The organism is Acidimicrobiales bacterium (assembly GCA_035630295.1).
Taxonomy (GTDB): domain Bacteria; phylum Actinomycetota; class Acidimicrobiia; order Acidimicrobiales; family Iamiaceae; genus Iamia.
The window spans coordinates 38,310-62,980 of record DASQKY010000023.1; the positions used below are offsets into that span (position 1 = coordinate 38,310).

The 24,671-nt window shown below is 77.2% G+C and carries 19 protein-coding genes; 1 reads left to right on the forward strand and 18 read right to left on the reverse strand.

All coding sequences use genetic code 11. The annotated features are described in order from the left end of the window. Positions 1–17 precede the first annotated feature (17 nt). From VEW93_05970 to nadB, 15 genes are all read right to left on the reverse strand, one after another. Positions 18–194 carry a hypothetical protein gene (locus tag VEW93_05970; protein ID HYI61334.1) on the reverse strand — a complete coding sequence of 59 codons (177 nt, stop codon included), beginning with the start codon at positions 192–194 and terminating at the stop codon, positions 18–20. A gap of 121 nt (positions 195–315) precedes the next feature. Beyond that, positions 316–933: an L-threonylcarbamoyladenylate synthase gene (locus VEW93_05975; protein HYI61335.1), complete on the reverse strand. Its 618-nt coding sequence runs from the start codon at positions 931–933 to the stop codon at positions 316–318. Positions 934–1,002: 69 nt separating this feature from the next. After that, positions 1,003–2,043, reverse strand: coding sequence for a peptide chain release factor N(5)-glutamine methyltransferase (gene prmC, locus VEW93_05980; GenBank protein HYI61336.1), 1,041 nt, complete (start codon positions 2,041–2,043; stop codon positions 1,003–1,005). Further along, positions 2,040–3,107 carry a peptide chain release factor 1 gene (gene prfA / locus VEW93_05985; GenBank protein HYI61337.1) on the reverse strand — a complete coding sequence of 356 codons (1,068 nt, stop codon included), beginning with the start codon at positions 3,105–3,107 and terminating at the stop codon, positions 2,040–2,042. The genes prmC and prfA overlap by 4 nt, the downstream gene beginning before the upstream one ends. A 146-nt stretch (positions 3,108–3,253) precedes the next feature. After that, positions 3,254–3,730, reverse strand: coding sequence for a hypothetical protein (locus tag VEW93_05990; protein HYI61338.1), 477 nt, complete (start codon positions 3,728–3,730; stop codon positions 3,254–3,256). Between the two features lie 54 nt (positions 3,731–3,784). Beyond that, positions 3,785–4,123, reverse strand: coding sequence for a DUF3817 domain-containing protein (locus VEW93_05995; GenBank protein ID HYI61339.1), 339 nt, complete (start codon positions 4,121–4,123; stop codon positions 3,785–3,787). A 54-nt stretch (positions 4,124–4,177) separates the two neighbouring features. Further along, complete coding sequence (locus tag VEW93_06000; GenBank protein HYI61340.1) at positions 4,178–5,182, reverse strand: hypothetical protein; 1,005 nt, start codon at positions 5,180–5,182, stop codon at positions 4,178–4,180. Between the two features lie 211 nt (positions 5,183–5,393). Beyond that, positions 5,394–5,618 (reverse strand): 50S ribosomal protein L31, encoded by a 225-nt coding sequence (gene rpmE / locus VEW93_06005; protein ID HYI61341.1) that lies wholly within the window; start codon positions 5,616–5,618, stop codon positions 5,394–5,396. 110 nt (positions 5,619–5,728) lie between these two features. Beyond that, a complete protein-coding gene (gene rho, locus VEW93_06010) occupies positions 5,729–7,558 on the reverse strand; it encodes a transcription termination factor Rho (GenBank protein HYI61342.1) in 1,830 nt (609 codons plus the stop codon). A gap of 211 nt (positions 7,559–7,769) precedes the next feature. Next, the gene (gene apgM / locus VEW93_06015; GenBank protein HYI61343.1) at positions 7,770–8,933 is read right to left on the reverse strand and encodes a 2,3-bisphosphoglycerate-independent phosphoglycerate mutase; all 1,164 of its coding nucleotides are present in this window, start codon (positions 8,931–8,933) and stop codon (positions 7,770–7,772) included. A 35-nt stretch (positions 8,934–8,968) separates the two neighbouring features. After that, positions 8,969–13,915, reverse strand: a complete 4,947-nt coding sequence (locus tag VEW93_06020) for a diguanylate cyclase (protein ID HYI61344.1) — start codon at positions 13,913–13,915, stop codon at positions 8,969–8,971. After that, positions 13,912–16,101: an FAD-dependent oxidoreductase gene (locus tag VEW93_06025; GenBank protein ID HYI61345.1), complete on the reverse strand. Its 2,190-nt coding sequence runs from the start codon at positions 16,099–16,101 to the stop codon at positions 13,912–13,914. Before VEW93_06025 ends, VEW93_06020 begins: the two co-directional genes overlap by 4 nt. 231 nt (positions 16,102–16,332) lie before the next feature. Beyond that, complete coding sequence (locus VEW93_06030; GenBank protein HYI61346.1) at positions 16,333–18,162, reverse strand: ABC transporter ATP-binding protein; 1,830 nt, start codon at positions 18,160–18,162, stop codon at positions 16,333–16,335. After that, complete coding sequence (locus VEW93_06035) at positions 18,159–19,994, reverse strand: ABC transporter ATP-binding protein (protein ID HYI61347.1); 1,836 nt, start codon at positions 19,992–19,994, stop codon at positions 18,159–18,161. Before VEW93_06035 ends, VEW93_06030 begins: the two co-directional genes overlap by 4 nt. A gap of 83 nt (positions 19,995–20,077) precedes the next feature. Beyond that, positions 20,078–21,727: an L-aspartate oxidase gene (gene nadB, locus VEW93_06040; protein HYI61348.1), complete on the reverse strand. Its 1,650-nt coding sequence runs from the start codon at positions 21,725–21,727 to the stop codon at positions 20,078–20,080. Positions 21,728–22,162: 435 nt separating this feature from the next. On the opposite strand from nadB, the gene VEW93_06045 reads away from it, so the two are divergent. Further along, positions 22,163–22,420 (forward strand): hypothetical protein, encoded by a 258-nt coding sequence (locus VEW93_06045; GenBank protein ID HYI61349.1) that lies wholly within the window; start codon positions 22,163–22,165, stop codon positions 22,418–22,420. Positions 22,421–22,439: 19 nt separating this feature from the next. Here VEW93_06045 and panD read toward each other — a convergent pair whose 3' ends face one another. The 3 genes from panD to VEW93_06060 all read right to left on the reverse strand — a co-directional run bounded on the left by panD (position 22,440) and on the right by VEW93_06060 (position 24,585). Continuing rightward, positions 22,440–22,928: an aspartate 1-decarboxylase gene (gene panD, locus VEW93_06050; GenBank protein HYI61350.1), complete on the reverse strand. Its 489-nt coding sequence runs from the start codon at positions 22,926–22,928 to the stop codon at positions 22,440–22,442. An 83-nt stretch (positions 22,929–23,011) separates the two neighbouring features. Further along, on the reverse strand, positions 23,012–23,863 hold the full coding sequence (panC, locus tag VEW93_06055; protein HYI61351.1) for a pantoate--beta-alanine ligase: 852 nt from the start codon (positions 23,861–23,863) through the stop codon (positions 23,012–23,014). Beyond that, positions 23,863–24,585 (reverse strand): DUF2520 domain-containing protein, encoded by a 723-nt coding sequence (locus tag VEW93_06060; protein ID HYI61352.1) that lies wholly within the window; start codon positions 24,583–24,585, stop codon positions 23,863–23,865. Before VEW93_06060 ends, panC begins: the two co-directional genes overlap by 1 nt. Positions 24,586–24,671: the final 86 nt, after the last annotated feature.

Genomic DNA, 24,671 nt, shown 5'->3' on the forward strand with positions numbered 1-24,671 from the left:
TGCCGGGCCGGGGCCGTTCAGCTCACGAGCTCGTCCTGGCCCTCGGTGGCCACGGACAGGACCACGGCCCCGAAGACGATCAGCGACGTGGCGATGGTGTGGATCAGGTCGTCACCGGTGACGTCGAGGGTGCCGATCACGATCAGGATCGCCCCCGCCACCATGAACGCCACCCCCAGCCGGGTGCCGCTCACGCCGGAGCCCTCCCCGGGGGCACGGGGCGGGCGACGGCAGCGGAGGAGGGCACGGGCCCACCCAACCACGCCAGCCCCCCGGCCACAAGCACCGCCGTCACGGCCACCGCGGGACCAGGGGTCAGGACGAGGCGAGGGCGCGGATGCGGGCGGCGGGGATCGGGCCCTCCCGCAGGACGTCGAGGCCGGGGGTGGTGGCGTCGACCACGGTGGAGGCGGCGCCGGCCAGGGTCCCCCCGTCGGCCACCACGGCCACGGGACCGGTGAGGGCGGCCGCGGCCGCCGCCGCGGTGGCCGGCGTGGGCTGGCCGTGGCGGTTGGCGCTGGTGGTGGCGATGGGGCCCACCCGGGCGGCCAGGGCCCGGACCAGCCGGTGGTCGGGACAGCGGACGCCGATGGTGGCGTTGTCGCCCCCCAGCGCCCAGGCCCGGACGGCCTCGGCCCGGGGCAGCACCAGGGTCAGCGGGCCCGGCCACAGGGCCCGGGCCAGGCGATCGGCCGGCGGCGGCAGCGGCCCGGCCACCGCCGCGGCCTGCGCGAAATCGGCCACCAGCACGGCCAGGGGAGCACCGGGTCGGCGGTCCTTCAGGGCGAACAGGCGGTCCGTCGCCCCGGGCACGGTGGGCAGGGCGGCCACCCCGTACACCGTGTCGGTGGGCAGGACCACCGGCTCCCCGGCCCGCAGCGCCCCCTCCAACCGGTCCAGCAGCTCGGTGTCGACCCCCTCGCTTCCGATCATCGGGCCGGCCTCATCAGCCGGAGACTGCCGCCTCGAGCAGCCGAGGGCCGCTGGCGGGGCGATCCCCGATCAGTCATCGCGGGTGTCGGCCTCGGGCCGGCCGGGCCAGCGGGCCACCAGGGCCCGGTCCCGGCCCAGCAGGTCGGGGCGGACCTCGACGGTGGTGAAGCCGGACCCCTCGGCCAGGGCCCGGGCCCGCTCCCCCTGCGCCTCGCCGATCTCCACCACCAGCGCCCCACCGGGCACCAGCCAGCGGCCGGCGCCGGCCACGATCCCCTCCACCGCCTCCAGGCCCGTCGGGCCCGGGACCAGGGCCTCGGTGGGCTCCCAGTCGGCCACCTCGGGGGGCAGGGGATCATCGGCAGGGACGTAGGGCGGGTTGGAGGCCACCACCGTGACCCGGCCCACCAGCTCCTCGGGCAGCGGCTCGAACCACGACCCGTGGTGGACGGTGACACCGGAGCCGCCGACACCGAGGCCGGCCAGGTTGGCCCGGGTCACCTCCACCGCCCCCTCGGAGGCGTCGACGGCGTGGACCACGGCGTCGCGGCGCTCGGCGGCGACGGCCAGGGCGATGGCGCCCGTGCCGCACCCCAGGTCGACGACCACCGGGGCCGGGGCCACCGTGCCCGCCGCCTCGGCCTCGGCCGCCACCCGGTCCACCGCCTCCAGCACGTGGTCGACCAGGCCCTCGGTCTCGGGCCGGGGGATCAGCACCCTCGTGTCGACCATCAGGTCCAGCGACCGGAAGCCCCACCGGCCCAGCACGTACTGCAGCGGCTCGCCCTCCCGCCGGCGGGCCACCATGCGGTCGAGAGCGGCCACGCCGCCCACCGTGGCCGGGTCGTCCAGGTGGAGGTGGAGGGCCGGGCCGTCCCAGCCGGAGGCCTCCTCCACGATGCGGCGGGCCTCGACCTCGGCGCTGATGATCCCGGCGTCGACCAGGGCCCCGGCCGCCTCCCCCATGAGCGCCCGCCACGACACCGTCCCGTCGCCCTGCCCGATGTCGAGCAGCGGAGCGGGACCGGTCGCCGCCGCGTCGGCCGCTCGGTCCGGGGTCGGTCCGTCCGGAGCGGCCTCGGGGGGCGGGCCGGCGGGGGTGGTGGTCACCTCTCCACCTCGGTGAGGCGGGCGGCCTGGTCGGCGGCCACCAGGGCGTCGCTCACCTCGTCCAGGTCCCCGGCCAGCACCTTGTCCAGCTTGTAGAGGGTGAGCCCGATGCGGTGGTCGGTGACCCGGTTCTCCTTGTAGTTGTAGGTGCGGATCTTCTCGCTGCGGCCGCCGCCGCCCACCTGGCTGCGCCGGGCCTCGGACGCCTCGGCCGCCGCTCGCTCCTGCTCGGCCGCCAGGATGCGGCTGCGCAGGACCCGGAGGGCCCGCTCCTTGTTCTGGAGCTGGCTCTTCTCGTCCTGCATCGACACCACGGTGCCGGTGGGCAGGTGGGTGACGCGGACCGCCGAGTCGGTGGTGTTGACCGACTGCCCGCCCGGCCCCGACGACCGGTACACGTCGATCTGCAGGTCGTTGGGGCCGATGGTGACGTCTACCTCCTCGGCCTCGGGCAGCACCGTCACCGTGGCCGACGACGTGTGGATGCGGCCCTGGGACTCGGTGACCGGCACCCGCTGGACCCGGTGGGGGCCGCCCTCGTGCTTGAGCCGCGACCACACCCCGTCGCCCCTGACCTGGAAGGTGACCTCGTCGTAGCCGCCCATGTCCGACGCCTCGGCCCCCAGCACCTCCAGGGCCCAGCCCCGCCGCCCGGCCCAGGCCCGGTACATCTCGAACAGGTCCCGGGCGAAGAGGTTGCCCTCCTCGCCCCCCTCCGCCCCCCGGATCTCGATGATGACGTTGCGGTCGTCGTTGGGGTCGCGGGGCAGGAGCAGCATGCGGATCTCGGCCGTCAGCCGCTCGACGTCGGCCTCGGCCTCGTCGATCTCGCCCCGCAGGAGCGCCCGGTCGTCGGGGCCGGCCTCGGCGTACATCTCGCGGGCGGTGGCCAGGTCGTCGGCTCGGGCGTCGAGCTGCCGCCGTCGGGAGACGATGGCCTCCAGCTCCTTGTGGCGGCGGGCCAGGTCGGCCGAGCGGGCCTGGTCGGCGTACACGTCGGGGTCCGAGAGGCGGGCCTCGACGTCGGCCAGCTCGCGGGCCAGCTCATCGAGGCGATCCAGCATCGGGGCCACGGTAGCGGTCGCCCCCGGCCGCCCCCCTGGTCGATCCGCGGGCCGGTCGGGGCCCGCTCGACCCCTGGGCCGAGCCGCCCTCGACCCCACCCGGACGGCCCGGCTGGCCGCCGGCCTCCCCATCGAGGGTGAGCGGCCTACGCCTTGGGGGCCGGGCCGCCGGTGGGACCGTCCGGGTCGTCGGCCAGGCCCAGCTCGTCGCGGATGGCAGCCAGGCGCTCGGCCCCGGCCCGGCGCTGGGCCTCCACGTCGAAGGCCTCCTCGGACGACCCGCCGCCCTCCGGGGCGGGCTCGGACCCCGGCCCCGAGGCCCGCGCCGGCGACCCCGGCCGGGAGGCCGACGCACCGGAGCCACCCGGGGCCGCAGCTCCGGCCCCACCGGCGGGTCCGGCCGGCGACCCGGGACCGGTCCCGGACTGGCGGGCCCGGTCCGCGATGCGGGCCCGGGCCTCGTCGAAGGTGGGGGCGTCACCGGAGCTGGACAGCCACGGCTTGCCCTCGGCCCGGGCCTCCAGCTCCGCCTCCCGCCGGTCGAGCTCCCGCTCGCTCTCGCGCACGGTGGAGTCCAGCTTGGCCTTGGCGTAGCGCAGCCACCGCTGCCACTGGGCCGCCATCAGCGGGCCTCGTCGTCGCGCCGGGGGGTCACCCCCGCATCCTCGCGGACCGGCTCACGCCCCGCCGGGGCGGGCCGGCACGGTGAGCATCTTCCGCTCCACGTAGAAGCCACCGCCGGGCACGGCGGAGAGGAGGAGGGCCAGCAGCATCTGGCCGATGGTCCAGCCCTGCTCGTCGCGGCCCATCAGCACCAGGCCGGCGTAGGCCAGGACGATGACACCGTGGATGGGGCCCACGATGGGCACACCCCCCTCGCCCCCGGCGTCGAGGGCGTACTTGGCCACCATGGCCAGCAGCAGCACGGCGTAGGAGACCCCCTCGGCCAGGGCGGCGATGCGCAACGGGCGGGCCACCGAGGGGCCGGCGACGGACGGGGTCGAGGTGTCGGACACGCCGCCAGGCTGGCCCGCCCACCCCGCCCGGGGCCAACCGGGGACCTGGGGGCCTCAGGCCCAGGGGATGCGCCAGTCGCCGTCGATGGGGAAGACCTCGGCCGGGTCGGCCAGGGCGGCGGCCAGGCGGTGGGTGACGGGGAGGGCGTCGCGGGCCGGGACGGCCAGCACCAGGCGGGCGCCGGGGGCGTGCAGGGCCCGATCGTCGGCCGCCCCGGGCACCAGGTCGAGGTCGACCCCGCTGGAGCACACCACCACCAGCGGCCGGCCCTCGAGGTCGGTGCCCACCGCGGCGGCCCGGCCCGCCTCCAGCAGGTTGGCCCGACCCCGGGCCGACGGCACCGGGCGCAACGCCATCGCTCCCACCAGGGCCGGCTCGTCCACCAGCCCGGCCCGCAGCCAGCGCTCGGGCACCAGCTGGTTCAGGGGGTGGGGGGGCGCCCCCGGCCTCCGGTAGCCGGCCACCACGTCCACCACCCGGGCCAGGCGCTCGGGGGGGGCGAGGTGCCCGAAGGTCATCTCCCCCACCTCGCGGTCGAAGCGGCCCACGCCCACGCCCAGCTCGGGCCGCCCGTCGGCGCCGGCGACGATGCGGGCCACCTCCAGGCCCCGCAGCTCCCCCAGGGCCATGCCGTCCTCGTCCACCACCTCCAGGCCCGCCTCCCGCAGCAGGGCCCGCAGCTCGGGCGCATCGGGGGCGGGGGCCGGTGGGACCAGGGGGACGGGCGTCGCCGCGACCCGATCGGTGCCCACCACCCGCCACACCGACGGGGCGGGGGCGAACGCCACCGCCTGGCGGGCCAGCACCCCGGCCACGGCGGGATCGTCCACCACCACGTGCACCTCGGCCACGCCGGACCGGAGGGCCCAGGCCAGGACCGCCCCCAACCCGCGCCGGGCCTGCTCGCCGGGCAGCACCCACCCCACCGGGCCGTCGACCAGGGCGGCTCCGCCCGGGAACGGGGACGCCGCACAGGAGGCCGCCACCCGGTCGCGGGTGAGGGCCCGGAGCTTCGCGGCCTGCAGGGAGGCGGCCCGGTCGGGATCGAAGGTGGTCATGGGATGGTCACCAGCGGACCCGGAGGGTGAGCCAGGTCAGGCCGGGACGGGCCCGGGACCCTGCGGGCCACGCCCGGGTGGCGGGCCGTCGGTGGGCCGTCGGTGGGCCGGCGGCGGGGCGACGTCGAGGCGAGCCGGGACCCCCGACCCTCCAGGAACCCGTCCGGCGCGCCGGACCGGTGCGAGGCGAGCGCAGGACCCGGCCGGGGCCTCAGCCCTCGCTGGCGGCCTTGCCCTTGCGGGCCCCGTAGCGGCGCTCGAAGCGGTCGATGCGGCCACCGGTGTCCACCAGCTTCTGCTTGCCGGTGTAGAAGGGGTGGCACTCGTTGCAGAGCTCGCTGGTCAGGGCCTGCGCCGTCGAGCGGGTCGTGAACGTGTTGCCACACGAGCACGTGACCTGGGTCTCGGTGTAGCGAGGGTGGATGTCGGTCTTCATGGCTGTCTCCAGAGGGATGCGCGGTCGTAGTCTCGCCGGGCCCGGGCCGAACTCCAAACGGGCCTCACCGGGGTCAACGCTTCCGCATTCCCGGTCGGGAGCCGCCCAGGTCAGGTCGGGGCCTGGGCCTTGGCCACCTCGGCCAGGAACTCGGTGTTGGTCTTGAAGCTCTTGAGCCGGTCGAACAGCAGGTGGAGGGCGGCGGCGTCGCTGGCCCCCTCGCTGTCCTTCAGGGCCCCCAGCACCTGGCGGAGCTTGGTCACCTGGGGGACCTGCCGCCGCTCGAACAGCAGCTCCTCGTGGCGGGTGGAGCTGGCGTCGACGTCGATGGCGGGGAAGATGCGCCGGTTGGCCAGGTGCCGGTCGAGCTTCAGCTCCATGTTCCCGGTGCCCTTGAACTCCTCGAAGATGTGCTCGTCCATCTTGGACCCGGTCTCGACCAGGGCCGTGGCCAGGATGGTGAGCGAGCCCCCCTCCTCGGCGTTGCGGGCCGCCCCGAAGAAGCGCTTGGGCGGGTACAGGGCGCCGGCGTCGATGCCGCCCGACATGATCCGCCCGCTCGGCGGCTGGGCCAGGTTGTAGGCCCGGGCCAGGCGGGTGATGCCGTCCAGGACGATGACCACGTCCTTGCCCGCCTCGACCTGGCGCTTGGCCCGCTCCAGCACCAGCTCGGCCACCTGGATGTGCTCCTCGCTGGGCCGGTCGAAGGTGGACGCCGCCACCTCGCCCTTGATGAGCCACCGGCGCATGTCGGTGACCTCCTCGGGCCGCTCGTCGACCAGGAGGACGATGAGCTCCACGTCCGGCGAGTTGGTCTCGACCGAGCGGACCACCTGCTTGACCACCGTGGTCTTGCCGGCCTTGGGGGGCGACACGATGAGGCCCCGCTGGCCCTTCCCGATGGGAGCCAGGAGGTCGATGATGCGGGCCGTCATGTTCCCGGCGTCGTTGGTCTCGAGGGTGAGGCGCTCGTCGGGGAACAGCGGGGTCAGGTCCTCGAACCGGCGCCGGTCGGGCGAGGTCGCCGGGTCGGCCCCGTTGACGGCGTCGATCTGCAGGAGGGCCGGGTTCTTCTCGTTGCGGGACGCGGCGCGGCTCTTGCCGGTCACCCGGTCGCCCTTGCGCAGCCCGAACTGGCGGACCTGCTTGACCGAGACGTACACGTCGGCCGAGGTGGGCAGGTAGCCCTTGACCCGGAGGAAGCCGTAGCCGTCGTCGCGCAGGTCGAGGAGGCCCTCGACCTCCACCGGCTCGCTCTCGGTGGTCTCGGGCTGCGGCTGGCCGTCCCGGTTGCGCCCCCGGCGCCGGCGCCGGCGGTTGCCGTCGGCCTCCTCGTCGGCCGTCGCCCCCGCCGGGCGCTGGTTGGGATCCTGGCCGCCCTGGCTCTGGTTCTGGCCGCCCTGGTTCTGGCCCTGGCTGCCCTGGTTCTGGTTCTGGCCGCCCTGGCCCTGGCCGCCCTGGTTCTGGGCCCCCTGGCCGGGCCGGTCCTGGTCGCCGCCCGAGCTCTGCCCGTTCGGGCCACCGCCGCTCCCCGAACCGCCCTGGGGGGCGCCACCCGCCGGCGAGGCACCGCCTCGCGGCTGGGCCCGGGCCGGTCCGCCGCCGTCCGAGCCGGAGCCCGGGCGCGTGCTGCCGTCGTCCCCGCCACCGGCGACGGGCGCGGGGTCGTCCTCGCCGGAGCCCCGGTCCGCCGGGCCCGGCGCGGCGTCGTCGTCCTCGTCGTCCCCGTCGTCGGGCCGGGAGGCCGCGGCCGGCTCGGTGGCATCCGGGGCCGTGGCCTCGCCGCCCCCCGCCGGCGAGACGCCGGCCAGCTCGAGGATGAGGTCGATCATGGCCGCCTTCTTGGCTCGGGCCGGGGGCTTCTTGCCCAGCGACTCGGCGATCTTGCTCAGCTCGTCGCGCTCCTTGCCCTCGAGCAGGGCACGTTCGAAGCCACTCATGGCCACCTCGCTTTCGCCGGACCCAGACCCGGGTCCGTGGGTCCCGGGCCGCGCTGCCCCTGGGGGCGCGGCGCGAACCGCAGGAGAGAAGGGATCGCTCCCGTTGGGGCCGGCGGAGCCGCCGGTCAACCCCGGTGGGAGCGCCGCCAGCATAGCCGCCGCCCCCGCCCGACCCGTCCCCGGGGTGACTGCCTGGGGCCGGGGCCGCCGCTCAGGCCGGCGGGGCCACCAGGCGGGGCAGGAGGGCGTGGCCGGGCACCGGGGTGAGGTCGGCCACGGCGGCCTCGGTGTAGGTCCCGCCCGGGCCGTCGTGGGCCGAGTCGACCAGCAGGTAGGGCACCGGCTCGGCGGTGTGGGTCTTGGTCCGCAGGGGCGTGCCGTGGTCGGGCAGGAGGAGCAGGCGCCATGGGCCCAGGGCATCGAGGCCCGGCACCAGGTCGGCCAGGATGCGGCGGTCCCAGTTCTCCAGGGCCCTGACCTTCTCCTCCACGTCGCCGGCGTGGCCGGCCTCGTCGGTGGCCTCCACGTGGATGACGAACAGGTCGGCGCCGGCCTCCAGGCCGGCCAGCGCGGCGTCGCGCTTGGCCTCGTACGCGGTGTCGTACCAGCCGGTGGCCCCGGGGACCTCCACCACGTCCATGTCGGTGAGGACGCCCAGGCCCCGCACCAGGTCCACCGCGGTGACCATGCCGGCGTCCACGCCGTGGGTGGTGGCGAACGACGGCAGCCGGGGCTGTGGCCCCTGGCCCCACAGCCACACCTGGGTGGCGGCCAACGGGGACGGGCCCACCACGGCCCGGCTGGCCTCCATCAGCTCCCGCAGGCGAGGGGCGGCCGGGCCGGTGGGCCACACCGCGGCCTTGTCGCTCAGGTCGTGGGGCGGGGTGCAGCCGGCCTCGGCCAGGGCCCTCGGCGCCACCATGATGTGGCGGTACTGGACCCCGGGGTGGAACGAGATGCCGTCGCCGCCCAGCTCGGCGTCCAGGGCGGCGATCACCTCGGCCGCCGCCTCGGTGGACGGGTGGCCCCCGGCGAAGTCGGCCATGACCCCCTCCGGCGTGCCGTCGTCGGCCAGGGTGACCAGGTTGCAGCGGTAGGCCACCTGGTCGGGCTGGAGGCGCAGGCCCAGGGCGGCGGCCTCGATGGGGGCCCGCCCGGTGTGGTGGACGGCCGGGTCGTAGCCCAGGATGCTCATGTTGCCCACGTCGCTGCCGGGCGCCATGCCCGGGGGGATGACCGCGGCCCGGCCCACCTCGCCCCGCGCCGCCAGCGCCTCGAGCGTCGGCGTGGACGCGGCCTGGAGGGGGGTGAGCCCGTCGAGCGCGTCGACCGGCTCGTCGGCGCAACCGTCGGGGACGCAGACCACGTACTTCACCGCCCCAGCCTGGCACGGGCCAGGGGGGACGCGGGTCAGCTCATCTCGACGCGGTTCTTGCCGGCCCGCTTGGCCCGGTACATCGAGTCGTCGGCCAGCTCCATCAGGGTGTCGACGTCGTCGACGGAGGTGACGCCGACCAGGTCGGCCCGGCCCACCCCGATCGAGACCCCCACCGACAACGGGCCGGCCCCCGCCACCTCGATGGGCCGGCCCACGCTCTCTCGGGCCCGCTCCGCCACCCGGGCCAGCTCCTCGTCGGACACGCCGAAGGAGACGACGACGAACTCGTCGCCCCCGAGGCGGGCCACCACGTCGTCGGCCCGGACCACGGCCCGCAGGCGCCGGGCCACCTCCACCAAGGCGGTGTCGCCGGCGGCGTGGCCCCACGTGTCGTTGACCACCTTGAAGTCGTCGAGGTCGCAGAACAGGACGCCCACCCGGGGCCCGCCGCCAGGGCCGCCCGGGGCCCCGGGGCCGTCGGGGCCGCCAGAACCGGCGGCGTCGGTGGCGTCGTCACCGCCCATGGCCGCCCGCAGGGCCGACTCCAGGCCCAGCCGGTTGGCCACCCCGGTGAGGGGGTCGGTCTCGGCCCGGGCCGAGAGGGTCTCGGCCGTGGAGCGCAGGTCGGCCACGTCGCGCGACAGGCTGCTCAGGTCCGAGCTGAGGCGGGCGTGGTCGATGGCGGCGATGGCCTGGGCCGAGAGCACCCGCAGGGCCTCGACCCGCTCCGACTCGACGCCGTGGGGGGCGGCGTCGCTCTCGAACACGAAGGCCCCCGTGGTGCCCGTGGCCCGGCCCAGGGGCAGCCCCAGCAGGGCCCGGGGGGCCCGGTCCCGCAGGGCCGTGTCGGCCCGGAAGCGGCGGTCGTCGGCCGGGTCGACCAGCACCAGCACCTGGCGGGTGCGCAGCACGTAGTTCATGGCCTGGAGGCTGAGGTGCGGGTGGTCCGCCGGGTCCGGCGACGGCAGCGGCGTCACCTGCACCGCCCCGTCCACGACCTCGGCCGCCACCTCCACCACCGGGCCCCGGGCCGAGCTGAGCACCAGGAAGCCCCGGCTGGCCCCGGCGTGGCGCATGAGGATCTCGACCATGCGCTCCAGGAACTCCCGGACCTCCAGCTCCTGGCCCAGCAGGCGGCTGGCCTCGGCCAGGGTCTCGGCCGCCACCGTGTCGGCCGGTCGGTCGGGCACCCGGCCCGGGTCGGCCCCCGACGTGGGCCGGGTCAGGGGCCGGCCGCCCAGGGCCCCGACGCCGGGCAGGCGGTCGGTGTGGGCCGCGGCCACGGCGTCGGCGCCCCAGGCCTGCCAGGCGTCGAGCGCCGCGGTGGCGTAGTGGCGGGCCAACTGGGCGCGGCCCCTCACGTGGTGGAAGCGGGCCGCCCGCTCGGCGGCCAGGCCCAGGTCGCACAGGGCCCCGTGCTCGGTGGCCAGGCGCACCGCCTCCTCGTAGCGCTCCATGGCCCGGGTGCCGCGCCGGTCGCCGCCGTCGGCCTCGGCCAGGACGGCCTCGACCAGGGCCACCCGGTGGGCGGTGTTGGCCGGGGCGTGGCGGGCCATGCGCCGCAGGGGCACCAGCGCCCGCTCGACCCGGACCCGGCGGCGGGCCCGCTCGGCCGGTCCCGGCGCGGCGGCCACCGAGGCCGCGGCCAGGAGGGCGGCCTGGAAGCGGTGGAGGCCGACCACGGCCTGGCCCGGGGCCGTGCGCAGCAGCGGGGCGGCGGCGGCCACGGCCTCGGCCGCCACCTCGTCGCGCCCGTGGGCCAGGGCCACCAGGGCCCGCAGGGTGTGGACGATGACGGCCATCTCGCCCCGGCGGGGCTTGGCCGCCAGCCACGCCGTGGAGGAGAAGGTCGGCCCGTCGAGCACCCCGTCGGCCAGGCCCCGGCGCAGGTCGGACACGGCCTGGCCCACCACGTCGACCCGGGCCTGGAAGGCGGTCTCGCCCAGGCGGCCCAGGTCGGCGGCCACGGTGGAGGCGTCGGCCTCGACGGCGCGGAGGGGACGCCCGGCCAGGAGGGCGTGGAGGACGGCGAACGTGCCCCCGGTCAGGCCGTAGCCCCGGGTCCGGGTGGCCAGGCTGTCCTGGTAGCGGTGGCGCAGGGGGTCGACGGTGGCGTCGAGGGGCTCGCCCCAGTGGCGCACGAAGGCGTCGTAGGCGAAGCCGACCATGGTCGTGTTGGTGCCGCCCCGCTCGGCCAGGGCCATGCCCACCCGCCCGAACCGCAGCCCCCGCTCGGTGCCCACCGGCCCGGAGATGGACAGCATGCCGTAGCCGACCAGGAAGTAGGCCGAGGCGTCGCTCACCCCGTGGCGGGCCGTGAGCCGCGTGCCCCGCAGGACGAGGAGCACGTGGGTGAGGGGCTGGTCGACGTACGCCAGGTGGACGCAGCCCAGCATGGCGTCGAGGGCGGCCACCAGCCGCTCGTCGGTGAGGCGGGGGGCGGCCAGGAAGGCCTCGGGCTCGGTGGTGCCCAGCTCGGCCCGGGTGCGGGCCAGCTCGACGGCCATGTCGCGCCACGTCGGCCGGGCCGGGATGGGCTGCCCCAACTCGTCCAGGATGCCCCGCAGCTCACCGAGGCCCCCGTCGTGGTCCTGGCGGGTCCAGGCCCGCATGCCCAGCACCCGCATGGCCCGCACCCGCTGGGTGGCGGTCGGGCCGTGGGCCCAGGCGTCGGCCAGCAGGTCGTCGACCGCCTCGGGTTGGACCACCATCAGGCCGTTCTCGGCGGCCCGGAGGTGCAGCTCGAAGGTCCGCTCGGGCTCCTCGGCCCAGCCCCACTCGCCCAGGGCGGCGATGGCGGCCCGCTGGAGGTCGAGGGCCTCCCGGAAGGCACCGCCCCGGTGGGCGGCTCGGGCCCCGTCCTCGCACAGGGTGACGTAGAGCTGCCGGGTGGCCGGGTCGTCGGCCACGGGCGCGGAGGCGGCCAGGAGGCGGATGACCTCCAGGCGGTGGCCGTCGGAGAGGTCGGGGCGGCCCGCGGCGTCGGTGTCGGCCACGGCCAGCACGGCCCGGGCCGCGGTGCGCTCCAGGGCGGAGCGGGCCTCGGGGGTGAGCCGGTCGAGGGCGGCCCGGCGGACGCCGTCGTCCAGGCACGCCACCGCGGCCGAGCCGTCGAGGGCCCGGGCGAACACGTGGGCCACCGCTCCCCGGTCGACCACGGCCTGGGCGGCCAGCGGGGTGAGGTCCAGGGCCTCGGCCACCATGGGGGCCCCGGCGGCCCGGCCGGCCACGGCCACCAGGTCCAGCGCGGCGCGCACGTCGGGGGCCAGGGCCTCGACCCGGTGGACGGCCACCTCGGTCAGGGTCGGGGGCGTCTCCTGCTGGAGGGCGGCGGCCGACCAGCGCCAGCGGCCGGCGTCGACGTCGACCCAGATCTCTCCCCGGTCGAGCAGGTCCCACACGTCCGACAGGGCGACCCGGGGGCTGCCGCCGGAGCGGCGCCAGACGGCGTCGGCCAGCTCGGCCACGTCGTCGGGGGCGGTGCCCGTGCCCGAGGCCACGAGGTGCCGGAGGGCCACCCGGTCCAGGGGCGGCAGCTCGAGGTCGTGCACCGCCACGCCCCGACCCCGCATGCGCCCGAGCACCTTCTCCAGGCGGGCCGAGCGCCCGCCGGTGACCACGACGGACAGGAAGGCCCCCACGTCGGCGTGGCCCCCGATGGCCTCCAGGGCCCCGAGGAAGGTGTCGTCGCCCAGGTCGCCGTCGTCGAACACGGCCACCAGCGGCGGCATGTGCTCGGCCAGGGCCGCCACCGCGGCCCGGGTGGCCCGCCCGACCCGGGCCACGGCCTCCTCCGGGGAGGTGGCCCGGGGTTCGGGCTGGGGCCCGGCCAGCAGCTCCAGGGCCGGCAGGACCTGGGTGGCCACCGGCAGGTCGGGGCCCAGGCGCTGGCGCAGCTCGGCCTGCACGGCCCGCACGATGGGCTCGGGGGCGGTCAGGAGCTGGTCCACGAACTGCTCCATGACCTCGGCCCCGGAGCGGAAGGGGACGATGGCCCCCGGGTCGTCGAGGGTGGCGACGCCGCAGAGGATGCCCCGGCCGGCCAGGTCGTCGCACAGGGCCCGGACGACGGAGGTGCGGCCGGAGCCGGGCGCCCCCCGCAGGACGACGACGCGGGCCACCCGGTCGGCGCCCACGGCGGCGGCCACCGACCGCAGCTCCTCGCGCACCTCGTCCCGGCCCACGACGTGGCGGGGGTCCTCCCAGCGGAGGGCGGGGCCGTCGGTGTCGAGGGGGAAGGGCGGGCAGTCGCCCTCGGCGGCCAGCCGCTCCCGCACCCAGCGGAGGTCGCCGACCAGGCCCAGCACCGACCGGTAGCGCTGGCGGGGGTGGGCCTCGGCGGCCCGCTCCAGCACCGCGGCCAGGGCCGGGGGCGGGTCCAGCCCCAGACCGTCGAGGGCCTGGGCCAGGGTGGCGGCCAGGGCCAGCTGGTCGCTGGCGGGATCGGCGGGGGTGGGGCGGGGGCCCTGCTGCTCGGGGGCGGCGTGGAGGCCGTGGCCGGGCCGGCGGGGCCGGAGCCCGGCCGGGGTGGCGTCGTACAGGTCGACCAGCAGGGCGCCGGTGGCGGTGAGGACCACGTGGTGGCCGTCCACGGCGCGGTGCACCACGCCCCGGGCGTGCAGGGCGGCCAGGGCCCGGCCCACGGCCACGCCCACGTCGAGGACGTCCAGCAGGCCCAGCCCCCCGGCCTCCACCGCCTCGGCCAGGGTCGGGCCCTCGGGGTCGTCGAGGACCAGGGCCACCCGGGTCGGGAGGTCGACCAGGTCCCGGGCCCCGACCAGGTGGGGGTGGTCGACGGCGGCGGTGGCCTCGTGCTCGCGCCGGAGGCGCTCGCGCGACGCGTCGGTGGGCAGGTCCGAGGCGTGGGTCTTGACCAGGACCCGCCCACCGTCGTCGGCCCGGGCGCGCAGCACCAACGTGTCGCCCCGCTGGTGCAGGACGTCGAGGTCGGTGAGGCCCGTCAGGCCGGTGACCTTCACCCGGGCCCGGGCCCCCCGGCGGCGGCGAGGGTCGTCGCCGCCTCGGCCTCGACCAGGTCGGGCCGGGCGAAGGCGTAGCCCACGATGCTCCCCAGGGTGGGGGCGCCGGTGAGGGCGTGGGCGGCCAGCAGGCCGGACATGACCGCCCCCTCGAAGGACCCGATGTTCATGCCGGTGAAGATCCAGTCGCTGGCCAGGGCCAGGTTGGTGGCCCCGCTCTGCCAGGCCTGGGGCCGCAGCGAGCCGCTGCCCGGGGGCGAGGGCACGTAGCGCTCGCAGGGGTCGATGTTGGCCCGCCAGTACTGGCGGTCGACCCGGGCCTGGCCCACGCCCTCGTCGTCGGCCGGGCACCACAGGCCGGCCAGGTCGAAGGCCTCGGGGGTGAAGGGCTGGGTGCCGGCCGCGGGCATGACCGAGACGGCGGTGCGCAGCCACTGCACGAACGTGGCCTTCGACTGGTCGTCGAACAGGGCCGGCGTGTCGTGCTGGTCGGCCGCCGGCCAGGGCCCCCGGTGGGCCAGCGGGCCGCACAGGTAGACCAGGCCGCGGGGGCCGCCCTCGGCCGGCCAGTTCTCGGCCGCCAGCACGTCGGACATGTCGGCCAGGCCCAGGGGCGAGACGGCGGCGGTGGCGCACACCCGGTCGGTGCCGGCCAGCTTGGGGAAACCGAGCTCCTGGGTGGTGCGCTCGGTCCACATCTGGGCGGCGATGGTGGCGATGCCCTCCATGGCCTCCACGGCCGGGGCCCAGGCGGCGTGGGCCACCAGGTCGGGGGCCACGTGGGGCAGGCACGGCAGGGGCAGGGCGCTGACCACCTGGTCGAAGTGCTCACCGAGGACCAGGGTCTCCCGGGCCACGGGCTCCCACGGCGACCACCAGGACTCCAGGTCGACGTGCTGGGCCTCCAGCTCGGCGCCCTGCTCCAGCTGGCCGTAGACGGGCGTGGCCGGCCAGCCCAGGGTGCCGTCGGGTAGCAGGACCAGGGGGTCGTACGGCGCGCCGTCGACGGTGGTGGCCTGGACGTCGACCTCGATGCGGTCGACGGCGCCGGTGGCGGGGTCGTAGGAGATCTCCCGCACGTTGCGGAAGAACTGGAAGTCCACGCCCCGCTCCGCCGCCACCCGGTAGAAGGGGGCCACCACGGTGTCGCCGGTGCCCCGGGTGAACCAGTAGCTGCCCTGCCCGCAGGAGAGGAGCTGGCGGAGGGCGAACCACAGGAACGACGAGGCCGCCATGGTGGGGGGCAGGCTCACGTCGCCCTGGGGGAACTGGAAGCAGATCTGGGCCGCCACCTGGACGACGCTGCTGGTGAGGGCGGCCTCGGCCATGCCGTGGCGCCGGCACCAGGCGATGTAGTCCTCGCCGTCCACGGTGGCCAGGCCGGCGGTGAAGATCTCGTCGGCCACCACCCCCCGGGCCAGGGTGGTGTACAGCTCCACCTGGCACCACACCGAGCGGATGCGGGCGTAGCGGCTGGTCCCCTCGTGCCGGTCGACCTCGGCGGCCAGGCGGCGGCGGGTCTCCTCCAGCAGGGAGAGCGCGGGGGCGTGGTGCTCGGGGTCGGGGGCCGACGGGTGGGCCCGCTCCCGCTCGGCGGCGCGGCGCAGGGCCCGGGCGTGGAGCTCGAGGTCGAAGGCGTGGCCGGAGGGGTCCACCGAGTGCCCGAAGGCCTCCTCCACCAGCGTGACGACCAGGTCGAGGAGCTCGGCCACCAGGACCAGGGGCCCGGGGTAGTCCTGGGGGCCCCACGGGTCCAGGTCGTTGTGGGGCATGACCTGGCCGGTGATCTCCCACCGCCGGTCGAGGACGTCGGCCAGCTGGAGGTAGTTGCTGGGGACGAGCTGGTCGCCGATGGGCTCGCCGGCCGGCGTGGGCGAGGGCGGGAGCTCCTGCAGGCACTGGTCCAGCATCCGCATGGCGTTGGTGTACATGTTGCCGAACAGGTGGATGCCGTGCTCCTGGATGCGGGCGTCGCCCTCCAGGCGCCAGCCCCCGTCGCCGTCGGGCACGATCGTGCCCCGCCGGCCGGTGGCCCCCTTGCCCCCGAGGCGCCAGCCCATCTGGAGGACGGTCACCTCGTACTCGTCCCGCCAGTGGGGGTGCAGCTCGGGGTCGGTGAGCGACAGCGCCGTCGCCAAGCCGGCCGGCCCCCCTCCCACGATGACGATCCTGCGACGCTCAGCCACGGCAACCACCCGTCCCTCTCCGGCCCGCACCGCGGGCCCCATCTTGCCCGCCGGGGCTCGGCGGGGCGAAGCGTCCCATCGGCTCGGCGGTGGCCGCCGACAGGTCTGACCGACAGTCACCGTCGTCATCCCACGGACCGTGGCAGGCACGATGACTCTGAGGTGGCATGGACACGCACAGTGACGCCGCTGGGGCCGGGCGGGCCCGGGCCCGGCGCGCCGGGCCGCTCCTCAGGCCGGGGCGGTGCCTCCCACCCAGGCCCGGTGGAGGGCGGCGTAGCGGCCGCCGGCCGCCAGCAGCTCGGCGTGCGGGCCCACCTCCACCAGGCGACCGGCGTCGACCACCAGCACCACGTCGGCCCGCTCGGCGGTGGAGAGGCGGTGGGCCACGGTGACCGTGGTCCGGCCGGCGGCCAGGCGGGTGAGGGCCACGGCCAGGGCCCTCTCGGTCTCGGGATCCACCGCCGAGGTGGCCTCGTCCAGGACCAGCAGGCCGGGGTCCGAGACCTGGGCCCGCACCAGGGCCACGAGCTGGCGCTCCCCCACCGACAGGGAGCCGCCCCGCTCCCCCACCTCGGTGTCGAGGCCGACGGCCATGCGCTCCACCCACCACCGCAGGCCCAAGGTGTCGACGGCGGCCTCGATGTCGGCGTCAGCGGCGGCGAGGTGCCCGAGGCGGATGTTGTCCCGCACGGTGCCGGCGAACAGGAAGCCGTCCTGGGGCACCATCCGCACCCGGGCCAGGCGCGAGGCCGGGGCCACCTCCCGCAGGTCCACGCCCCCCACCTCGACCCGGCCCTCGGTGGGGTCGGCCAGGCGGGCCAACAGGCCGGCCAGGGTGGTCTTGCCCGACCCGGTCCGGCCCACCACGGCCACCGACGCCCCCGGGGCGATGGCCACCGACACGTCCCGGAGGACGGGCGGGCCGCCCCGGTAGGCGAAGCCCACGCCGTGCAGGGCCACGGCCAGGGGCCCGGGGGGCAGCGCCACCCCCGGGTCGGGTTCGACCACGTCGACGGGGACGTCGAGCAAGGAGAGGACCTTGCGGGCGCCGGCCGCCGCGTTCTGGGTCTGGTCCAGGACCTCGTTCAGCTCCGCCACCGGCTGGGTCAGGAGCGTGACCAGGAACAGGAAGGCCACCAGCTCCCCGGCGTCGAGGCCCCACGCCCCGCCCCGGGCCACCCCGACGGCGGCCACCGCGGCCACGGCCACGGCTCCGACCACGTCGCCCAGCGGGAACGTGAGGGCGAACAGGCGCAGGCCCCGCACCTCGGCCCGGTACTGGCCGTCGATGGCTGCCCCCAGCCGGCGCCGGCCCCGGGGCTCCAGGCCGTAGGCCCGGATGACGGGGGCCCCGCCGACGCTCTCGGAGAACTCGCTCATGGTGTCGCCGACCCGGGACCGCACCGCGTCCCAGGCCGCCAGCTGGCGGCGTTGGAGGTTCCGCAGCACCACCACGTAGGGGACGAACACGGCGACGGTCAGCACGGCCAGGGGCCAGGCGTAGACGGCCATGACCGCCAGCACGCCGAGGATGGAGGCCGTCGACGTGATCCAGACCATGGCCCCCCACTGCCAGAACTGGGCCAGGGTCTCCACGTCGCTGGTCACCCGGGCGACCAGGATGCCCCGCCGCGACTCGGTGTGATCGGCGGCGGCCAACCGGTGGATGTGGGCGAAGGCCCGGACCCGCAGCCCGGCCAGGCCGGCCTCGGCCACCCGGGTGAGGCGGGCCAGGGTCCAGCGCCCCAGCAGCCAGAACCCCAGGACGGCCACCGCGCCGGCGGCGGTGGCGGCGGCCACGAACCGGGGCCGGTAGCCGTCGGGGCCCAGGATGCCCCGGTCGAGGATCTGCTGCACCAGGACCGGCACCACCACCCGGCCCGCCGCCGTGGCCAGGGCCAGGACGGTGGTCAGGCCCACGCCCACCCGCAGCTCGGGCATCTGGCCCAGGACGCGCCGGAAGGCGGCGAAGGCGCCGCCGTCCTGGACGTCCGGGTCCCGCGGGTCGGTGGCCCGGACCTCGTCGTGGCCCCCCTCCACCGGGAGCGGGGGGGTCACGGCGAGGCCCCCTCGAACGGGGCGTCCCGCTCGTCCCTCGTGTAGGCCCGCACCAGGGCGGCGTAGGCGGGCACGCCGGCCAGCAGCTCCTCGTGGGGGCCGATGCCGCCCACCCGCCCCCCGTCGAGGAAGACGACCCGGTCGGCCAGGCGGATGGTCGAGAGCCGGTGGGCCACCACGATGGTGGTCGTCGTGAGCTGCGCCCCCAGCCCGGCCAGGATCTGCTCCTCGACGGCGGGGTCGACGGCGCTGGTGGCGTCGTCCATCAGGAGCAGGCCCGGCCGGCGGACCAGGGCCCGGGCCAGGGCCAGGCGCTGGCGCTGGCCGCCCGAGAGGGTCACGCCCCGCTCGCCCAGCACGGTGTCGAGCCCGTCGGGCAGGGCGGCCACGAAACCGTCGGCCCGGGCCAGCCGCAGGGCGGGGACCAGGGCCGGGTCGTCGTCGTCCCGCCCGGCCAGGACGTTGGCCCGCACGGTGTCGGCGAACAGGAACGCCTCCTGGAACACCACGCCCACGGCCCGGTGGAGCGCGTCGCGGTCGAGGTCGGGCACGGCCACGCCGCCCAGGCGGACCTCCCCCGCGGTGGGCTCCAGCAGCCCCGCCACCAGGTGGCACAACGTCGTCTTGCCCCCGGCGGTGGCCCCGGTGAGGGCCACCACCTCGCCGGGGTCAACCGAGAACGACACCCCGTCGAGCACCGGCACCGCCGGGTCGTGGGCGAAGCCCAGGCCGTCCACCTCGACGGCCAGGGCCCCGGGGGGCAGGGCCTCGCCACCCCGGGCCGGGTGGCGCTCCTCGGCGCCGGGGGCCAGCACCCGATCGAGCCGGTCGGCGGCCACCACCGACGGCGCCATGAGCTCCAGCAGGTACCCCATGATCCGCATGGGGGCGCCCAGCACCGTGAACAGGGCCAGGGCCTCGACGATGCCCCCCTCGGTGACGGCGCCGGTCGAGAGGCGCCAGGCCCCGAGGCCCAGCACCGCCACCGCCCCCAGGTTGGGCAGGGCGGTGAGGCCGGGCTCGAACCAGGCCCGGAGCTCCCCGACCCGCACCCGCTGGCGGCGGAGGGCATCGGCGGAGCCGGCGAACCGGTCGTGCTCGTGGCCGCCCAGGCCCAGCAGCTTCACCACCAGGGCACCGTCGAAGCTCTCGTGGGCCACGGCGGCCATGTCGCCGTAGCGGGCCTGGCCGGTGGCGGCCGGCGCCTCCACCCGGCCGGTGTAGAAGCGGTTCAGCGCCACCAGGGTCGGGAACACGGCCAGGGCCACCAGGGCCAGGGCCCAGTCCACCACCAGCAAGCGCCCGAAGGCGACGGCCCCGATCACGAAGGCGCTCAGGGAGAACGGCGCCGGGTTGATGAACTCCACGGCCCGGAGGGTGTCGTTGTCGGCGTGGGCCATGAGCTGGCCGGCCGGGTGCCCGGCGTGGAAGCGGAGCGGGGCGGCCAGGTAGCGCTCGGCCAGCCGGAGCCGCCACGTCGCCCCCATGCGGAACGTGGTGACGCCGCAGAAGAAGCGACGGGTGACGACCCCCGCCGCCCGGGCCAGGGCGATCACCACCACCGCGCCGGTGACGACCAGGACGGTGCGGCCGTCGACCCCGCCGAAGCGGCCCCCGCCCGGCGACCCGGACAACCCGGGGACGATGACCTCGTCGGTCACCTGGCCCAGGGCCGTGGTCGAGGCCACCGTCATCACCGCGAAGACGGTGGCGCCGGCCACCGAGGTGGCGAAGGGGCGGGGGTGGGTGCGGACCGACCGCCACAACAGGGCCATCCCCCGCCGGAACACCGAGGGGGTGGGCGCGCCGGGGAGGTCGGGTGCGGTCGCCATGGCCGCCGGCCATCCAACCGTGCCCCCACCCCCGCCACAACCCGGCGCCGTCCCGGGCCGGCGGCGCGCCGCGGTCCCAGGGCTCAGGCCAGGACCAGGCGGCGCCGCTGGGCGGGGTCGGTGACCGGGTGGTCGCGGCGGCTGTGGGCGCCCCTGCTCTCGGTCCGGGCCGTGGCCGCCAGGACCACGGCCCGGGCCACCTCGGCCAGGTTGGCCAGCTCGTGGGCCTCGGTGGGCACCGCCTGGCCGGCGGCGGCGGACCGGGCGGCCAGGGCGGCGGCGCTGACGGCGGCGGCATCGGCCACGGCGCCGGCAGCGGCGAGGGTGGTGGCGTCTCGCACCACCCCGGCCCCGGCGCTCATGGCCCGCTGGAGGCCGTCACGCCCCTCGCGCCCCTCGCCCCCCGGGACGGCGGGGGGCGGAGCGGTGACCCCCGGGCCCACCGGCCCGGGACGGGCCAGGAGCCGTCCACCGACGGTGCCCGGACCCAGCGGGCCGCCCTCGGCGTCGCCGCCCAGGACCGCCCGCATGGCCCCCGTGGCCTCCGGCCCCACCCGGCCCCGCTCGATGGCCTCCACCGCCCGGGGCCCGAAGACCATCCCCTCCAGCAGCGAGTTGGAGGCCAGCCGGTTGGCCCCGTGGACCCCGGTGCACGAGGCCTCGCCGGCCGCCCACAGGCCGGGCAGCGAGCTGGACCCGTCCAGGTCGGTGACGATGCCTCCGCACGTGTAGTGGGCCGCGGGGGCCACGGGCAGCAGGTCGCGGGTGGGGTCGAGGCCGATGGGGCGGAGAGCTGCGGCGATGGTCGGGAAGCGGGCCGCGAAGTCCTCCAGGTGCCGGGCGTCGAGGAACACGTGGTCGATGCCCTGGGCCGCCATGACCTCCACCTCGGCCCGGGAGACCACGTCGCGGGGCTGGAGCTCGTCGACGAAGCGCTGGCCCCGGCCGTCGCGCAGCAGGGCGCCGTGGCCCCGCAGGGCCTCGGACAGGAGGGGTCGGGGCATGGCCTCGTGGTGCAGCGCCGTGGGGTGGAACTGGACGAACTCGACGTCGGCGACGGCCACCCCCGCCCGCAGGGCCATGGCGATGCCGTCACCGGTGGCCTCCAGGGGGTTGGTGGTCACGGCGTAGAGCTGGCCGGCCCCGCCGGTGGTGACCAGCACGTGGTCGGCCCGCACCACCACCGGCGCCCCGTCGGGCCCCACCGCGGCGACGCCCCGGCACCGGCCCCCCTCGACCAGCAGGTCGACGGCGAAGTGGTGCTCGTAGAGGGCGGCCGCGCCGCGCTGCACGGCGGCCACGAGGGCCCGCTCGACCTCGGCGCCCGTGGCCGCCCCCCCGGCGTGGACGATGCGGGCCTGGCTGTGGCCGCCCTCCCGGGCCAGCTGGAGAGAGCCGTCGGGATCGCGGTCGAAGGCCGCGCCCAGGGCGATGAGCTCGTGCACCCGGGCCGGTCCCTCGTCGACCAGCACCCGCACCGCCTCGGTGTCGCACAGGCCCGCCCCGCAGGCCAGGGTGTCGGCCAGGTGCAGGTCGGTGGAGTCGGGGTCGTCGTGGAGCACGGCGGCCACCCCGCCCTGGGCCCACCGGGTGGTGGCCTGGGGGAGCTCGCCCTTGGTCAGGACCCCGACCCGCAGGCCGTGCCGGTCGGCGGCCCGCACCGCGGCCGACAGCCCAGCCACGCCACTGCCCAGCACCAACAGGTCGAGCTGGTCGACATCTCCCGGGGCCATCGCCGCCCGACGATACGACCCCGGGCCGCGGACGCCCCGCAGGCGATGACGGCGAGGCCCCCAGCCGACCCATCGGAGGAGGCGTGGGCCGGGCGCCCGTGGGGCATCCTGCCGGTCGCGCTTCCCCTGCGTCCCACCCCCGATCGCCCGAGGAAGCCGTGCCGGACACCGTCGGGTCCCGCCGTTGATGGCCGGACGCCCCCGCCACCCCCACCCGGCCGTCGAGCGCGCCGTGCGCCGGGCCGAGCAGCAGCTCTGGCGCGTCATCCCCTCCCGGGGCCACGCCTGGGCCCGGCTGCTGTGTCCCGCTCGCGACCGGTCGGGCTGCGCGCTGTCGGTCTGGTCCACGCCGGCCCGCCCCGAGGCCCACGCGGGGGACATCCTCCGTCGCGTGGGAGACTGCCCCCACCGGAGCCCCGAAGGAGGGCCGCCACCGTGACCATCTTCGACTTCACGCTCACCGTGGAGGGCTTGGACGTCCTGGACGACGACGTCATCGACGCCCTCTTCGCCGCCGGGTGCGGGGACGCCACCATCGGGCAGGCCGACGGCGTCCCGCGGGCCACGTTCCACCGTGAGGCCCCCGGGTTCTCCGAGGCCGTCAGCTCGGCCATCCGCCAGGTCGAGGCCGTCGCCCCCGGCGCCCGGGTGGTGGCCGTGACCCGGGCCCCTGAGTCCGCGGCATCAGCCTGATCGACGGCCGGCCGGTCGCTCAGCGGGCGGCCGGGACCTCGACGTAGCGGCGGGGGGCCGGGGAGTCGAGGGCGGCCAGGGTGCGGGCCGTGTCCTCGTCCACCAGGCGGTTGTCGGTGTCGACGTGGACGATGCGGGGGGCGTAGCCGGCCAGCTCGGCCTCGTCGTAGTCGGCGTAGCTGATGATGATGACCTTGTCGCCCGGCGAGACCAGGCGAGCGGCGGCGCCGTTCAGGCAGACGTCGCCCGAGCCCCGCACCCCCTCGATGACGTAGGTCTCCAGCCGGGCGCCGTTGTCGATGTCGACCACGGCCACCTGCTCGTACTCGGCCAGGTCGGCGGCATCCATGAGGTCGCGGTCGACGGTGATGGACCCCACGTAGTGCAGGTCGGCGTCGGTGACCGTGGCCCGGTGGACCTTGGACTTCATCATGCGGCGGCGCACGGGGCGGCTCCTCTGCTGGTGGGCGCCGCCGTGGCGGTCACCCCCGGGGTGGAACAGGTTCATCCTGCCCGCTGAGGAGGGCCACCGACAACCCGGGGGCGACCCAGCCGGCCCCGCCGAGAGGCCCGGGCCCGGGCCTCCGACGCTCAGGCCGGGACGGTGACGCCGAGGTTGTCGAGCAGGCGGGGCCGGCCCACCCGGGCCGCCAACAGGAGCCGCACCTCGCCGGCCAGGGGATCGATCGGGGCCAGCGTGTCGGCCGCCACCGCGGCCACGTAGTCCAGGTCGGCCAGGGGCTCGGTCCCCACCACCTCGGCCATGCGGGCCTCGACCGCCCCGGCCCGCCGCTCCCCCGCCGCCACCAGGGCCGCCCCCTCCCGCAGGGCCCGGTGCAGCACCGGCGCCGCGGCCCGCTCCTCGGGGCCGAGGTAGACGTTGCGGCTGGAGCGGGCCAGGCCGTCGGCCTCGCGCACCGTGGGGCAGGCCACCACCTCCACCGGCAGGGACAGGTCGGCCACCAGGCGCCGCACCACGCACACCTGCTGCCAGTCCTTGGCCCCGAAGTGGACCCGGCACGGCCCCACGACGGCCAGGAGCTTGGTGACCACGGTGGCCACCCCGGCGAAGTGGGTGGGGCGGGTGGCCCCCTCGAAGCGCTCGGTGATGCCCTCCACCGCCACCGTGGTCAGCACCGGCTCGGGGTACATCTCGGCCACGGGGGGGGCGAAGAACAGGTCGACGCCGGCCTCCCGGCACAGGGCGGTGTCGCGGGCCAGGTCCCGCGGGTAGGCGTCGAGGTCCTCGCCCACCCCGAACTGCAGGGGGTTGACGAACACGCTGGCCACCACCAGGTCGCAGTCCCGGCGGGCCGCGGCCATGAGCGAGGCGTGGCCCTCGTGCAGGTAGCCCATGGTGGGCACGAAGCCCACCGTGGCCCCGGCGGCCCGCGCCGCCTCGGTGCGGGCCCGCACCTCGGCCACGGTGGTGAGGGTGTCCATCAGCGGGTCCCGGCCCCCAGGCGGCGGGCGGCGGCGGCCAGCGCGTCGTAGGCCGGTCGCTCGGCCGGGTCGAGGGCGGCCCGGTGGCGGTCCAGGGTGGCCTCGTCGCCCCGGGCCGCGGGGCCGGTGAGGGCGGCGGCGGGGCCGAGGGCGGCCACGTTGTCGAGGGTGTCGCGGGCCAGGTCCAGGTAGGCGGCCAACGGGACGCCGACCGGGCCGGCCACCCTCTCCACCTGCCCCAACAGAGCCACCAGGTGGTTGGAGGCGATGCAGGCGGCGGCGTGGTAGCCGGCCCGGTGCTCGTCGTCCACGGCCACCGCCGTCCCCCCCAGGTCGGCCACCACCCGCCCGGCCACCGGGTCTCCGGCCACCGCCCACCACACCCCGGCGGCCAACCGGGCCGCCCCCCGTTCGGGGTCGGGCAGGGTGGCCAGGGGGTGCAGGGCGGCCCGCCGGGGGTGGGGGGCCAGCACGTCGGGGCCGAGCGAGCCGGCCAGGTGGGCCACCACGCACCGCTCGTCGGGGGCCACGGCGGCGGCCACCGCGGCGATGGACGTGTCGGGGGTCGCCACCACCAGCAGGTCGGTCCCGGAGGCGGCGCCGGCCAGGTCGTCGCCCCGGCCCCGCGGCGCCAGGACCTCCCACCCGGCCCGGCCCAGGGCGCCGGCCAGCGACCCCCCGGCCCGCCCGGGCCCGATCACCCGGAGCCGGCGGCCGTCCATGGCGGCGATGGTACGCAGCCGGGAGCGACCGCCCCCACCCCGTCGCCCCGGTGCCCCGCGATGCCGGCGGAGGAAAGGCCGGCCCG

Bases quoted from the DNA above. Each gene is read 5' to 3' on its own strand.
- panC (HYI61351.1), bottom strand. From the start codon at position 23,863: ATGGACACCCTCACCACCGTGGCCGAGGTGCGGGCCCGCACCGAGGCG.
- rpmE (HYI61341.1), bottom strand. From the start codon at position 5,618: ATGAAGACCGACATCCACCCTCGCTACACCGAGACCCAGGTCACGTGC.
- VEW93_06060 (HYI61352.1), bottom strand. From the start codon at position 24,585: ATGGACGGCCGCCGGCTCCGGGTGATCGGGCCCGGGCGGGCCGGGGGG.
- VEW93_05975 (HYI61335.1), bottom strand. From the start codon at position 933: ATGATCGGAAGCGAGGGGGTCGACACCGAGCTGCTGGACCGGTTGGAG.
- prfA (HYI61337.1), bottom strand. From the start codon at position 3,107: ATGCTGGATCGCCTCGATGAGCTGGCCCGCGAGCTGGCCGACGTCGAG.
- nadB (HYI61348.1), bottom strand. From the start codon at position 21,727: ATGGCCCCGGGAGATGTCGACCAGCTCGACCTGTTGGTGCTGGGCAGT.
- VEW93_06000 (HYI61340.1), bottom strand. From the start codon at position 5,182: ATGACCACCTTCGATCCCGACCGGGCCGCCTCCCTGCAGGCCGCGAAG.
- rho (HYI61342.1), bottom strand. From the start codon at position 7,558: ATGAGTGGCTTCGAACGTGCCCTGCTCGAGGGCAAGGAGCGCGACGAG.
- VEW93_05990 (HYI61338.1), bottom strand. From the start codon at position 3,730: ATGGCGGCCCAGTGGCAGCGGTGGCTGCGCTACGCCAAGGCCAAGCTG.
- VEW93_06035 (HYI61347.1), bottom strand. From the start codon at position 19,994: ATGGCGACCGCACCCGACCTCCCCGGCGCGCCCACCCCCTCGGTGTTC.
- panD (HYI61350.1), bottom strand. From the start codon at position 22,928: ATGAACCTGTTCCACCCCGGGGGTGACCGCCACGGCGGCGCCCACCAG.